The sequence below is a fragment of the Streptomyces sp. NPDC002306 genome (genome assembly GCF_053593435.1).
Map to the genome: position 1 here is coordinate 343,204 of NZ_JBSFCK010000004.1, position 13,143 is coordinate 356,346.

Annotated in this window: 8 protein-coding genes; 6 read left to right on the top strand and 2 right to left on the bottom strand. The window is 72.8% G+C overall.

Annotated elements, in window-relative coordinates; all coding sequences use genetic code 11:
* Window positions 1-25 precede the first annotated feature (25 nt).
* Both ACWCQK_RS11600 and ACWCQK_RS11605 read right to left on the bottom strand, forming a co-directional pair.
* Window positions 26-1,135 (bottom strand): NAD(+)/NADH kinase, encoded by a 1,110-nt coding sequence (locus ACWCQK_RS11600; protein WP_451154461.1) that lies wholly within the window; start codon window positions 1,133-1,135, stop codon window positions 26-28.
* A gap of 154 nt (window positions 1,136-1,289) precedes the next feature.
* Window positions 1,290-1,790 (bottom strand): PaaI family thioesterase, encoded by a 501-nt coding sequence (locus tag ACWCQK_RS11605; protein WP_451154463.1) that lies wholly within the window; start codon window positions 1,788-1,790, stop codon window positions 1,290-1,292.
* 93 nt (window positions 1,791-1,883) lie between these two features.
* Between ACWCQK_RS11605 and ACWCQK_RS11610 the strand changes: the two genes are divergently transcribed.
* From ACWCQK_RS11610 to ACWCQK_RS11635, 6 genes are all read left to right on the top strand, one after another.
* On the top strand, window positions 1,884-2,351 hold the full coding sequence (locus tag ACWCQK_RS11610; protein ID WP_451154465.1) for a winged helix-turn-helix transcriptional regulator: 468 nt from the start codon (window positions 1,884-1,886) through the stop codon (window positions 2,349-2,351).
* A gap of 257 nt (window positions 2,352-2,608) precedes the next feature.
* A complete protein-coding gene (locus ACWCQK_RS11615; RefSeq protein WP_451154467.1) occupies window positions 2,609-4,699 on the top strand; it encodes a hypothetical protein in 2,091 nt (696 codons plus the stop codon).
* The gene (locus ACWCQK_RS11620; RefSeq protein ID WP_451154469.1) at window positions 4,696-5,268 is read left to right on the top strand and encodes a hypothetical protein; all 573 of its coding nucleotides are present in this window, start codon (window positions 4,696-4,698) and stop codon (window positions 5,266-5,268) included. Before ACWCQK_RS11615 ends, ACWCQK_RS11620 begins: the two co-directional genes overlap by 4 nt.
* 87 nt (window positions 5,269-5,355) lie before the next feature.
* Window positions 5,356-8,001: a dynamin family protein gene (locus tag ACWCQK_RS11625; RefSeq protein WP_451154471.1), complete on the top strand. Its 2,646-nt coding sequence runs from the start codon at window positions 5,356-5,358 to the stop codon at window positions 7,999-8,001.
* Complete coding sequence (locus ACWCQK_RS11630) at window positions 7,998-11,435, top strand: hypothetical protein (protein ID WP_451154473.1); 3,438 nt, start codon at window positions 7,998-8,000, stop codon at window positions 11,433-11,435. Before ACWCQK_RS11625 ends, ACWCQK_RS11630 begins: the two co-directional genes overlap by 4 nt.
* Before the next feature lie 55 nt (window positions 11,436-11,490).
* Window positions 11,491-13,128, top strand: a complete 1,638-nt coding sequence (locus ACWCQK_RS11635) for a hypothetical protein (protein WP_451154475.1) — start codon at window positions 11,491-11,493, stop codon at window positions 13,126-13,128.
* Window positions 13,129-13,143 lie beyond the last annotated feature (15 nt).

Here is a 13,143-nt window from a genome sequence, read left to right on the forward strand (position 1 = left end):
ATGACCACGGGTCCGCAGTTCGTGATCAGTGGTCCTCGGTGCCGGTCGGGGGGCAGGCCAGGCGTTGGTCCAGTGACGCGTCGCCGGGGCCCGGTGGCAGCGCCAGGTGCGCGAGGTCCCCCGGCGGCGGGGTCGTGACCGGCCACAGCGGGGCGGGGGTTCCGTCGGCGACCGCGGCGGGGGCGTCGGTCAGGTTCATGCGCTCACGCAGACGGCCGTAGAAGTCCATCGGCCCCAGCCGGACGGCTCGCAGCCGGCGCGGAGCCGCGTACACACCGATCCAGTCCCCTGGGTCGAGTACGCCCCGGAGCTGGCCGTCGATGCTGACGGCGGCCTGGCCCGACCGTTCGAGCACGCGCAGCGCGATCGGTTCGTCGGGCGCGGCCACCACCGAGCGGTTGAACGCCATGTGCGGGGCGACGGGGGTGAAGATGAGGCCCTCGGCACGCGGGGAGACGACGGGTCCGCCGGCCGCGAAGCTGTAGGCCGTCGAGCCCGTCGGGGTCGCGACCAGCAGCGCGTCGGCGGAGTAGGACGCCAGGAGGCGGCCCGCGATGTAGACGCCGACCGACACCTGCCGGTCCCGGGCCAGCTTCTCCACGACGACGTCGTTGAGCGCCGCCACGTTCAGCGCGATGCCCCAGTCGTCGCCGGCCTCGCATTCGGCGCGGACGCGCGGTGGTGGCAGCATCGGGCCGCGGCCGTACCGCACCAGTTCCCGCATGTCGGAGGGAACCTCCAGCGTGCGTGAGGCGCGCAGGGTGAGCAGCATGCGGCTCTCGACGGTCAGCCGTTCGTCCCGCACGGCGTCCAGCGCCCCGCACACCACGGTGACGGGCACCTCGGTCAGGAAACCCACCCTGCCCAGGTCGACGCCCAGCACCAGCGCATCGTGCTCGGCGGCCAGCCGGGCGCCCCGCAAGAAGGTGCCGTCACCGCCGAGGGTGACGATGAGGTCGGGGTCCCCCGCGGACTCGACCTCCTCCTCGGCGCTGTGGCGCCCGCCGTCGCGCCAGACGTCGATGTCGGTGCACTGCACGTCGTTGTCGGCGCACCAGTCACGCACGGACTGAGCGGCGTTACGGGCTTCCTCACGTCCTCCGTGCACGACCAGGCCGACCCGACGCACCGTCACAGCTACCTCCGGACCGAGCCTCGCGGATGAGGATGGCAGGCATCCGCATACCCTGCTGGCTGCCATCCTCATCGTGCGACGGGCCCCGCCCGCAACGCCACGCCGCTCGGCATCCCTCCACGGGCCGGTGCGATGCCCCGAGCCGCCGGTCCGCTCAGGTGCGGGCGTCGGGCACCGGGAAGATCATGCAGCTGCTGGTGGCGTGGGCGAGCAGGCGGTCCCGCGCGTCGAGCAGCTTGGCCTCGGCGAGCGCGGTCCGGCGACCGCCGTGGACGACGGTGCCGACGGCGCGCACCCTGCCGGTGTCCACGGTGATCTTCCGCAGGAACTTCACGCTCAGGTCGAGGGACGTGTACGCCGTGCCGAGCGGCAGCGTGGACTGGACGGCGCAGCCCGCCGCGGAGTCCAGCAGGGTGGCGTAGACGCCGCCGTGGACGCTGCCGATCGGGTTGTAGTGCTCCTCGCCCGGAGCGAACGAGAACACCACCCGGCCCGGCTCCACCTCGTCGAGCGAGAAGTCCAGGGTGGCGAGAATGGGCGGCCCCGGCAGACGCCCCGCCTGCATCTCGCGCAGGAAGTCGATACCGGCACTCCGCGTCGCGGCCTCAGCCGTGACCGCGGGGTCTTCCCATTCGTACGTACGTGTCCGTCCCACGGCGCGGTGCCTCCCGATCTGGCTTCGTACGGTAAAGCTAGCTCCGTCGTCATCTGACTGTCAATGGTGAAGCCAGGTGCTTACCATGGACGGATGGAGTGGCTTGAGGTGAGCACGGAGAACTGCCCCGTCCAGCGCACGCTCGACGTGGTCGGGGAGAAGTGGACATTGCTGATCCTGCGGGACGCCGCCAACGGGGTCCGTCGTTTCGACGACTTCCGCCGGCATCTGGGCCTGTCGGAGGCGGTGCTGAGCGATCGGCTGCGCAAGCTGACCGCGGCAGGCGTACTGAAGCCCGTCCCCTACCAGGAACCGGGCAGCCGTTCCCGCAACGAATACCACCTCACCCGCAAGGGCTGGGACCTGTGGCCGGTCCTGGTCGCGTTGCGTCAGTGGGGCGAGACGCACTCCGCTGACCCGGACGGCACCGTACTGGACATCCACCACACCGACTGCGGCGCTCCCGTGCGGGTGATCGTCGAGTGCTCCGCGGAGGGGGCCGCGCTGACCCCCGCCGAGGTCACCGCCCAGCCGGGACCGGCGGCCCGCCGTCGGGCGTGAGCCACCACGCGCGAGCCGCGCGGCGCCAGCCGTCGCGCGTGAGTCGTCGCGCGTGAGTCGTCGCGCGTGAGTCGTCGGGATCGGACGTCAAATGGGCGGTAGACGTACGAGGTTGAAACCGGCGAATGACCAACAGCGGTCATTCAACGTGCTTTTCAGCCTATGTCTTGCCACATCCTCCACCAAGCCTCCACACTTGGTCACTCAGCGAGGCGTCAAAGGGCGCATACCGGCCTCGTTGACGGGGGGACACCACTGTGCGTCACGTCGGGCTGCCAGAAGGCCTCGGGGAGCAACTGCGGGCCGCGGCCGGGTTGCCCGCCCTCACCATCCACAGATCCGGTCTGCTGGGACTGGCCACGGCCCTCGACCGGCACACGCACGCGGGACCCCCGACGAAGGCCGGCGCAGCCGCCGATGCGTGGGACGCCGGCCCGGAGACCTGGGCCCAGCTCGACCTGTTCGCCCTCTTCGGGCGCACCGAGACCTACCGGACCCCCATCGCGGCGGAGCGCGGGACACGCTCGCGGGCGGTGCTCGGACTGCTCCCCTCGCTCCTGGTGTTCCTCCCGCTCGCCGTCACCTGGTACGGCCTGAGCCGGGCGACCCATGCCTACCAGCAGCTGCGTTCCAGCCCCGAGGGGCGCCGCATCGCCGAGGGGCGCACGTTCCTCGATCTGTGGCAGGACGGATTCGCCGGTCGTCTCAGCGGTGCCCTCACCTTCGGCGCGCAGGTGTGGTGGACGATCGCGTCCCTCGTCGTCCTCGTCCTCGCGACCCTCGCCGCCGGGCTGGTGCGCCGCGCGGAGGAGAGATCCGCGGAACGGGCCACCGAGGAAGCGACCGCGCTGCTGCATCCGCTGCTCGCCCAGGCCCAACTGACCCTGCTGCCCTTGCGGATGGACACACCGGCCCGCTTCGCCGCCGAGCTGAGCAGGGCCGCCGCCCAGCTGACCCCCCTGCTGGAGTCGGCTCATCGCACCCACACGGAAAGCCGGGGCCTCGCCGACATCACGGCGAAACTGCTGCGGGCGGCGCAGCAGGACACCGCCAAGCTCGCCTCCGCGGCGTCCGCCCTGGACGACGCGGCGGCCCGGCTGCGCGACACCGGCGAACGGATGACCGCGACCACCGACCGCACGACCGCGGCGGCGGAGGCGATGAGCCGGCTGGTGAAGGAGGACATCGAACAGGCCCGCGGCCGGCTCGCGGAGGCCGCGGCCCGGACGGCCGATGACATCAGACGCGCGGCCGAGACCTCGTCGGTGCAGGTCGAGGCGCTGACGGACGAGGCGGTCCGGACCGTGTCCGCCTTGACGGACGAGTCGGTACGGACGCTCTCCGCGCTCTCGGACGCCGCGACCTGGCAGATGAACGGCCTCGGCGCGCAGGTGGAGAAGGCACTCGACCGCGCCTCCGTGCGGGGCGAACGGCTCGTCGGCAACGCCTCGGCCCAGGCCGGTGCCTCACTGACCAGGCTGCTGGACGAGGTGCGGGTGGCGGCCGCGGCCCTGGACCGCTCCAGCACCCGACTCGGCTCCGCCGGGGGCGGGTTGGCCGAATGGCTCCAGTACGCGTTGGGTGAAGGCGCCGACCGGATCGCCCGTACCTACGAACTCGCCATCGCCACCGCCGCCGTGGAGCTCAGCCGGCGGTTCCACGAGGCGGGCGGTGGTGTCGAGACGGCTCTGACGGGACTGACCGACGCGGTGGGCAGACTCGACGGCACGGTCCACACACTGCACGAGACGGCGCTCCACCCGCCCCACGAGCGTCCGGCCGCCGAAGCGGACCCGGCAGGCCGGCCCCAGCCCGGCGGGGTCGACGCGGACGGCGAGGTCGACGTCGACGGGGACGGCCACATGGGCCATCCACTCGTCGGCGCCGTCAACGGCACCGTCCACCTCACCCAGCCCCACCCGAGCGGCGCGCCCCACACTTCCCGCGAGCCGGGACACGGCCCCACGCCCCGCCCGACCCTCCCCCGCGATCCGCGGACCGAGCCGCGGGACGAGCCACAGGACGAGCCACCGACCGGACTCGGAGACCGGCCACAGGACCAGCCGCGTACCGGCCCCACCAACCAGCCACACGACGAACCACCGGCCGAACCACCGGCCGAACCGCCCTCGATGGCCGTGCCGACGCACCCGCAACGGCCGCACCACCCGCAGGACGCTCCGCGCCACGACGATCAGGACCACCACCGTCACGACGACAAACACCACGACGACCACGACGACCGTCACGACAACAACCAAGACGCCCGTCACGACGACCGCCCCGCCGACGGCCACCACGGCAGCCGGGACGGCGGACCTGACGCCGGGCCGGACGGCATCCGATGAAGGCCCCGGCGCCGACGCACCTCGCCGGGTGGCTCTTCGCCGACCTGCTCCTCGTCCTCGTCCTGATCGTGCTCGGCGGCCAGAGCATCCACGCGACCGAGGCCGAGGACCCCGCGCCCTCGGCCGGCGCGTCCGCTTCGGCACCGGCCGCACCCGTGACGTCGGCGTCTCCGTCGTCGGCCAAGCCCTCCCCGAACCGTTCCGGCATGGACCCGGTGAGCAGGAACCTGCCCCTGCTCACCGACCAGAGCGTCGCGGACGCCCTGCGGGGCCCCGGCGGCGCCGCCCGCGACAGGGCGGTACGCCGGATCGCCAAGGAGGTGGACCGGGTGCTGGCGGGCGAGAAGCGACGCGGAGCGATGGTCTTCGTCTGGGGCACGGACGGCGGCTGCGCGAACTGCGCGGCGACGTCGGGGCCGAGCACGGCCTACGCCGAGGCCGCGGCGACGGCGATCCAGCGCAGCCGTCATCCCCTGCTGCCCCGCGCGACGGCCTTCTACCGCGGCTACATCAAGTTGGGCGGCGCCTCCGGGACCCTGCGCATGGAGGTCTTCTTCTACTACTCCTGAGCGCCGCCACGGCCGGCCACCGACAGCCGAACACCCCGCCCGCCCAGCGCGGGTCCGCAGCGAGCACTACCTCCGAGGAGACCGCAGGTGACATGGGACGACCCGGCACAGGCCGCGCGTTTCGTCCGGGAGGTCCGCGAAGCCATCGACGGCTGGCGGGACATCCCGGAAGAGGCGATGGACGACTTCACCAACGCCACACAGCACGCCGACGAGTTGGAGACGGTCGCCGTCACACCGGTGACGATCGGCGTGGTGGGCGAGTTCACCGCGGGCAAGTCCAGTGTGATCGGCGCGATCCTGGGCAAGCCCGACCTGCTGCCGGTGGCACAGCGGGCGTCCACCGCGCAGGTCACCGCGTTGCGGCTGCGCCCCGGCCCCGAGGGGAGCGCCACCGCGCTGGATCCGGGGGCGACGGTCGAACTGCTCAGCCCCGCCGAGGTGGTCGCCTGCCTGACCTACATGGGCGAGAAGCTCGGCGACGACCTCAGACGAGCGAAGGCGTCTCTCGACCGCCGCCCCCTGCAGGCGTTCCTGGAGGCGCTCGGCGGCACCGCGACGGCACCGGGTCCCGGCGCGGAGGAGACGCCCGCCGCGGGGCTCCCCGTCTGGCGCGACCCGGGCACCTGGCAGCGCTTCGACACCTGGGCGCGCGGCGCCCTGTGGGCCGCGCCGGAGGACAACGAGCAGCTACGCGACCGGGTGCGGGAACTGCACGCCCTGAGCGAGGCGGCCCTCAGCCTCTCGCCCGCGCTGCTCGGCGGCACCGTCGGCCTCTCGCGCGACAACGCGCTGGCGCTCGCGGACATGGGGCGCGCGAAAGACCCCGGCGCCCCCTATCCGGGCCGCTCTCACGCCTACGGCCGGGTCGACGAGGCCGCCTTGGCGGTGATCCTCGCCTCCGATCCGCAGGAGACCGCCGAACAGCGCAGGCTGATCTCCCCGCTCATCCGCAGGATCAATCTGGGGGTCGCCGTGCGCCCCGGCACCTGGGCGCCGGTGGAGTCTGACGACGGCGGCGCGGTACTGCTCGACTTCCCCGGGCTGGGCGCGGCCGGACGCCGTGACGACTACCTGTGCCTGTCGCAGTTGAAGAACGTCGAGACGATCCTCGTGGTGGCCCGCAGTGAGCTCATGGGCTCCGACCTGGCCGCCAGTTTCTACGGAATGATGGAGGCCCAGCGGCCCGACCGGGAGGCCCTGCGGGACGCCATCCTGGTCGCCTTCAACAAGTGGGACACCGCCACCGTCCCCCGGCTGCCCGACGGCGTGAGCCCGGCCGGCGACACCGTCACCGAGCACTCCGACGACCTGCACTCCCTGCGGACCGACGCCGCCAAGCTGCTGTTCCAGCGGCGGGACCGGTTCCAGCCGGTCTCCGTCTTCGCCGCGCTGACCACGGACGGCACCGAACTGGACTGCGCACTGGCCGACTTGGCCTCGCTGACCGAGGAGAAGGTCACCGACATCAGCAGGAAGCGACGGGAGTGGGGCACGCTCGCCGGGCGGATCGCCGCCGTCGACCCCGACCACCACTGGGTGAACCAGCTCGGGGAGTACGCCCGCGACGGCGGGCTGCTGGCCCTGCGCGGGCTGCTCACCCGGCACATCGAGGAGCACGGCGCCCGGCTGAAGCGGAAGACCATCAAGGACCAGTTCTCGCGCGCCCATCGGGCCTGGCGCACCGTGGAGGTACGTGCCGGCGCCCGGGGCGTCGCGGCCGGCAGTCCCGAACACGCCGGGATCATGGCCCGGTTCGAACAGCTGCGGACGGCCGCGGAGAAGCTGATGACCAGCCTTCACGAGCTGCGCAACCCGGCCAAGGCCCGCCAGGACGGCGGCGGTTCGGTGCTGGCGCGGCTGGAGGAGCGCACCGTCGCGGCGGTGTTCGCCTGGAAGCTGTGGGGCGACCTGTACGCCGCGCTGCAGGACGGGGTGGTCACGAAGACCGTCAAGCCGGAGGAGGAGGAAGTGCCGGCGTGGGTGCAGTTCCTGCCGGACGACGAGCGGCAGGAGTTCCTCGACCACCTCCGGGGCGGTACCCGTGAGCGTCACGCGGACACCACGGCCGCCTTCCACGAGCAGTACGAGAAGACCGTACGGTCCCTGTACGACGCCGCGTTCGAGCAGCTCTCCCGGTGGGCGGAGTCCTGGGCGGCGGAGCGCGGGGAGGCGTTCGGGGAGGTGCGGGACTGGCTGACCGACGAGGAGACCGCCGTACGCCTGGAGAGCCTGTTCGCGGCGCTGCCGGACCGGAGCCTGCCGCCGTCGTTCCGGTTGACCCAGCTGAAGGTGCTGGCCCGGACCGAACGGCTCGCCGCGGCCGCCAAGGGGGGAGCAGGACTGCTCGCCAAGGCGCGCGTCGGGGCCCCCGTGGAGGGATTCCCGCAGCTGGAGCGGCACGTCCTGCCGTGGAGCCACGAGTACGAGGACGATCCGTCTCCCGAGCGGCGCAACACCGAGAGCAGCCAGTACGCGGTCGCCCTGTTCCGCAGCCGGCTCGTCGCCTCGGTGTACGAGCAGACCGCCGCCGCCTTCGCGGACATGCTGTCGGCGGCACTGACCCAGATGATCAGCATGGTCCAGGAGAACGCCGGGGCGGTACCGGACGAACTCCAGGTCGCGGAGATGGTCGCCGCGGCCGCCCGCGGCGACGAGTCCGAGGGGGAGAAGGAGCACGGCCCCCGGCAGAAGCTGCGTGCCGTACTGCGCCGTTGGGAGGCCGACAAGTGAGCATCCTGAACATCACCTTCGAACCGGTGGCCGGACTGCTCGGCACCGACCAGGTGTTCACCAGCGTCGAGCAGGACGGCCGCTATCCCCTGCCGGCCGTGACGCTGGACGCCGTCAACGCGGTGCTGGGATACCCGCGCGAGCTGTCGGTCGTCCAGACCGAGGGCGGCCCCGCCGCGCTGCGCCAGTGGCTGGAGAACAACTGGATCTGCGACGCGTTCACGGGCCAGCACCCGGTCTACGGCCGCCAGGTGGTCATCCCGGGCTTCAGCATTCCCGCCGAGGTCGTCCGCCCGCCCGGCACTCCGGCCGGTGACGTGCGCGTCACCATCAGCTGGAAGCTGTCCTTCCACGACGAGAAGAGCGTCTCGGGCGAGGACTTCGCGCCCGTGGAGCTCACGTTCAGCACGGAGGCGGCCACGCCGTCGGCCGCGCCGCTCCTCGACGGCATTCCCCGGCACGTCGGCGACCGTCCCGTCTTCGTGCACTTCGCGGCCGTGGACTTCGGCAACACCAGTTCGACCGCGACGCTCTACAACGGCGAGGAGAACATCACCTGGCGCATCGACCCCGCCCAGGGCCGTACCCTCGCCGTCGAACTCGCCGCCGCGCTGCGCCCGCACACCGCCGCGGCCGGCGGCTCCGCGGCCGCCTCGGACGGCCTGCGCACGCCTCCCGCTCAGTGGACGAAGCGGGCCGACGAGCTCGCGGCGGCGGTGCTGTCCGCGCGGCCCGAGGCGGAACGCACCGCGAGCCGGCTCGTCGAACTGCTCACCGTCGGCGGCGAGGGCCCGGACCGGCGGCTGGTCGAGCGCACCGCCCAGGAACTCGAACGCCTGGCCCGGACCGCGGAGCACGCCGACTGGCTGGTGCCCCGGCTCTTCCGGGCCTACGACCGCGCGTTCCGGGTACCGCCGTTGAAGCGGCTGGGCCTGGAGCGGATCAACTTCGGCGAGACGACCGACACCTACGAGGTCGCCAGCGCGCTCAACGTCCGCGACGGCGCCCTGCACCTGTCCGACCAGCACTCGGGGTCACTGCGCGGACTCAAGCGGATGCTGCGGCGTCCGGACCGTGTCCCGGTGCCTCGGCTGGGCGAGGAAGTGGTCCATCACTCGGACGACCTCGTCGCGCTCGCCTTCGTCCGGCTGATCGAGGCCGTCGAGACCAGGACGCGCCACCCGCAGTCGCAGGAACAGCGCCATCTGGTCGAGGCCGTCATCACGTATCCGACGACGACCTCGCCGGACGTGCAGAAGCGGCTGGAGAACGTGCTGCGCGCGAAGGCCGGTCTGAGCCAGGTCTTCGTCAGCTATGACGAAGGGGTCGCGGCGGGACTCTTCTTCGTCCTGCGTGACTTCTCCGGCAACACCGGTTCCGGAGTGGAGGCACTGCGGGCCGCGGCCCGGCCGTTGCCCGGCCGGCCGTTCCCGAGCTGGCGGCAGACGATGCTGGTCGTCGACATCGGCGGCGGCACCACCGACATCGCCCTGCTCGGTCTCACCCTCACCGACTACAGCGGCCCCCTGACCGACGACGAGGCCCGCACCCGAGGGCGTCGCTACGAGCTGCGCCCGGAGGTGCTCGGTTCCACCGGCCACCCGGACCTCGGCGGCGACTACCTCACCCTGCGGGTGTACTACCTGCTCAAGGCCACCCTGATCGACCGGCTGGTGCGGCAGGCGTACGAGAGCGAGCAGGCGGGCTCCGCCGGGACGGGCGGATCGCCGGGGACGGGCGGATCGCCGGGCACGGGCGCGTACCGGGCACTGCTGGACCTGATCCCCGAGTCCCTGACGACCGGCTCGTCGGGACCGCCGCGCCTGGCCCCGGCGGTCCTCGCCCATCTGTCCGGCTCGGAACTCCCCCACCGACTGGCCCAGGATCCGGTCCGTACGGCCCTGGCGAACGTGCTGCCCACCGGCTGGGCCCGCGGTGACGCCCGGGAGAACCCCGTCTTCCACGCGCTGTGGGCGGCGGCCGAGGAGGCCAAGATCCATCTCGGGGCCGACGGCTCCGGTCCCTGGCGCGCGCTCCGCCCGGATGTGATCAAGTGGCTGTCGGGAGTACCGACCGAGGGACCCGGCCGCACCGTCCTGGACCTGGTCGAACAGATCGACGATCCGGAGATCCTCACCCTGGCGAAGGACGACTTCGACCGGATCGCGGCACCCGTGTTCCGGGAGGCCGCCACCATCGCGGTGGAGCTGGTGCAGAGCCGTTTCGCGCTCGACGAGACGCTCGCCCTGGACCGGATCATCCTCTCGGGGCGCAGCACCTCCATGCCCCTCGCGAAGGAGTCCGTCGCGGACGAGATCGCGCCGTTCCGGCTTCCCGACGGCAGGCCGCTGTTCCGCAACCCCGCCGCGATCGAGGTCGAGGCGCCCTTCGCCAAGCAGGCGACCTCGATCGGCGCCGCCTGGGCCCACGCGCGTAGCCGGGCCGCCCGGCACCAGTGGACCGACGGCCCCGGCAGTGCCCCGCGCACGAGCACGGTGGACATCATGGTCGGCGACATCTGCCCCACGCTCCCCTGCGACTTCAGCCTCGTGACGGCGGACAACGACCTGGAGAAGGTCTTCACCGTGGGCACCCCCTACGAGGCGCTCGCCAACGACCGGCTGGCCGTCCGGTCGCCCTGGCAGGCGGCGAGCCCGGTGCTCGATCTGCACCGTCCGCTCAACGGGCGGGTCAGTATGAGCTGGGGGTCCTTCTCGGTGACCCGCAGGGCCATCGCCGAGGACGTCCAGCTCGACGACGACCTGTGGTGGGGGCGGCTCTCGGAGGGCGTCCGGCCCGGCATCCGGACGCAGGTGGAGATCGACGAGCGGCTGGAGCCCCGGCTCCACTTCTGCAACGGCCGCCAGGCACACCTCGTCGTCGACCGCGCCGGTGGCGGGACCGTCGAACTCGCCGGTACCGGGCACGCGGTGTTCGGCGCCGAGGGCCACCTCACCGCCCTGCTCGGCACCATCCGCATGTACGGCGTCAACCGGCTGGGTGAGCGCACCGAGCCGGTCGTGGTCGTGCCCGCCTGGGCGGACGACGGCACCCCGCTGAGCGCGCGGCTGCCCGAGGTCTTCCACCCGGACCACGAACTGCCTGGCTCCGGCGAGCCGTTGCCGGGACTGCTGGTCCCGGTCTCCCCGATGGCCGGTTCCAGTCAGTACGTGATCGAGGTGGTGGACGCGGACGGGCGCTCGCACACCCTCGACCGCCTTCCGGTCCCGGCCCGGCGACGGGCGGGCACCGAGCAGTACGTCAGCCTGGACAGCCGCGGGCGGCTGCGGGTCCACGGCGGGCGGCCCCCGTATCTGACCACCAAGAGCATCCACACGCTCCAGGACCACCCCGGCGCGGTCTACTCCACGCCGATGTCCCAGGACCTCGAAAGCCTCTATCCCGACTGGAACCCCTTCAACGGCAAGCACTGATCGGCAGCGCGAACGGCACGGCGAACGAGCCGGAGAGGAAAGGGAGGCGGACCCGATGCCGGAGGAGACCGCGGACGCCGTGCGGCAGGCGGCCCTACAGGTCGCCGACGCCCTGGCGGCGTTGGAGACCGAGAAGGACAGGAGAGAGGCACGCAGGTGGCTGCGCGACGCGGTGAGCCGTCTGCGCGGGGTGTTCGCCGAGGCGGACCCGCCGCAGGCGGAGCACGAGGTCGGTCTGCAGAACCTCATCGCCCAACTCTCGGTCCTCGAACTGGCCGTCACGAGGGCCCACGGCAGACCGGCGTCCGGCCTGTCCGTGACGGCGGCCACGAACGCGAGGCCCACGCCCGTGCCGCGGGTCCGGCCGGGCACGGCTGCGGAGGCGGGACCGGGTACGCGTCCCGCAATCGCGCCGCACACGGGCTCGACACCGGGTGCGCCTCCGGCGGGGGTCCCGTCCGTCGACGTGACGGCTGTGCCGATCGACGTGACGGCGCCCGCGCCCCCGCCCGTCGAGGCGCCCTCGCCCGCGCGGGGGCCGGCGTCCCTCGTGGTGGTGGCGCCGCAGCGGCCGAAGGTGCCGCCGAGCGTGCCGGGCCCGGGCGTCGGCGCGGCCACGACCGCCGCCGTCGTCGCCGCCGCCGCCGCCGACAAGGAGCGTCGGCCCGCCGCCGGGCGGAGTGAGGAGGACCCTCGGCTGGTCGAATTGCGGGCCGCGGTCGAGACCTGGTGGCCCACGAAGTCCGCCCGGTCCGAGGAGGGCGTCGGGTTCCGCCCGGAGATCCAGGAGCTCGGGCACGAGGACAAGGTGGCGAAGGAGCGGATCGCCGGGGCAGGCACCCTGGAGGGCCTCGCCCGAGGGCTGCGCCTCGACGCCCTCCGGGTGCCGGCCGGGGCCACCCGCTCGCCGCTCGAAGACCTGGACCGGGTGCTGGGCAGCCGTGCTCCGGGAGAGTCCCTGCTGCCGGGCTGGGGTGAGGCGCTGCCCGCCGTGGGAGCCCGCAACTCCCCGCACGCGGAGCTCGAAGACCTCCCCTCACTGTGGCGCGAGCTGGAGCGGGTGGCCGCGGACGGGCAGGACACGGTGCCGGACGGCTCCGCTCCGCACACGGTCTCGTCCGCGGAGACCGAGGCGCTGTGCCGGCTGGCCCGCCGGGCTCTGGACCTGGCCGCGGTGGTCCGGGAGAGCACCCTGGTCGGGTGCAGCGGCCTCGCCTTCATCGACGCGCCGGGCGCCGACCGAGGTGTCCACCTCCTCGCCGCGCGGACCGAACTCTGGAAGCGGCGGTTCTACAGCTGTGTCCGCACCCTGCGTCTGCACTCGTCGAACCGAGCCGAGGGATCCGAGCGGAAGGCCTACCTGACGGCCCTGATCCAGTTCGACGAGGTCCTCGCCCAGATCGTGCCCGACCCCGTACCCCACCCGGACAGCTGGTGGCAGCGGCAACGCGGCGAGTCCGCCGCACAGTTGAGGACCCTGCTCCGGGCCCAGGGCGCCGACCACCGGGGCGGTTTCGTCAAGTACGAGGTCAAGGAGAATTTCAAGGGCCTCGTCCAGGACGAGATCCCCGTGCGCAAACGCGGCGACACCGCCGAGGTCCTGTGGTGGCTGCGGCTGCCCTACGTCGTCAACGAGGGCGACGCCACGGCACTGTGCGGTCGGGCCATCCTCACCCCGCGCGACAAGCGGTGACATGGCAGCCCCCGC